At 50.6% G+C, this 1,052-nt stretch carries 1 rRNA gene; it reads left to right on the plus strand.

Features of this window, described 5'->3' with window-relative positions:
- Positions 1–1,052 (plus strand): 23S ribosomal RNA (locus M2401_RS34310); the annotation flags it as partial.

Raw genomic sequence — 1,052 nt, forward strand, 5'->3', positions numbered from 1 at the left:
TTGTTGGGTGACTGCGTACCTTTTGTATAATGGGTCAGCGACTTATTTTCAGTGGCGAGCTTAACCGAATAGGGGAGGCGTAGCGAAAGCGAGTGTTAATAGCGCGTTTAGTCGCTGGGAATAGACCCGAAACCGGGCGATCTATCCATGGGCAGGTTGAAGGTTGGGTAACACTAACTGGAGGACCGAACCGACTACCGTTGAAAAGTTAGCGGATGACCTGTGGATCGGAGTGAAAGGCTAATCAAGCTCGGAGATAGCTGGTTCTCCTCGAAAGCTATTTAGGTAGCGCCTCATGTATCACTGTAGGGGGTAGAGCACTGTTTCGGCTAGGGGGTCATCCCGACTTACCAAACCGATGCAAACTCCGAATACCTACAAGTGCCGAGCATGGGAGACACACGGCGGGTGCTAACGTCCGTCGTGAAAAGGGAAACAACCCAGACCGTCAGCTAAGGTCCCAAAGTCATGGTTAAGTGGGAAACGATGTGGGAAGGCTTAGACAGCTAGGAGGTTGGCTTAGAAGCAGCCACCCTTTAAAGAAAGCGTAATAGCTCACTAGTCGAGTCGGCCTGCGCGGAAGATGTAACGGGGCTCAAACCATGCACCGAAGCTACGGGTATCATCTTTTGATGATGCGGTAGAGGAGCGTTCTGTAAGCCTGTGAAGGTGAGTTGAGAAGCTTGCTGGAGGTATCAGAAGTGCGAATGCTGACATGAGTAACGACAATGGGTGTGAAAAACACCCACGCCGAAAGACCAAGGTTTCCTGCGCAACGTTAATCGACGCAGGGTTAGTCGGTCCCTAAGGCGAGGCTGAAAAGCGTAGTCGATGGAAAACAGGTTAATATTCCTGTACTTCTGGTTATTGCGATGGAGGGACGGAGAAGGCTAGGCCAGCTTGGCGTTGGTTGTCCAAGTTTAAGGTGGTAGGCTGGAATCTTAGGTAAATCCGGGGTTCTAAGGCCGAGAGCTGATGACGAGTTATCTTTTAGATGACGAAGTGGTTGATGCCATGCTTCCAAGAAAAGCTTCTAAGCTTCAGGTAACCAG

Origin of the sequence: Pseudomonas sp. JUb42 (assembly GCF_024807945.1) — a bacterium.
Taxonomy (GTDB): domain Bacteria; phylum Pseudomonadota; class Gammaproteobacteria; order Pseudomonadales; family Pseudomonadaceae; genus Aquipseudomonas.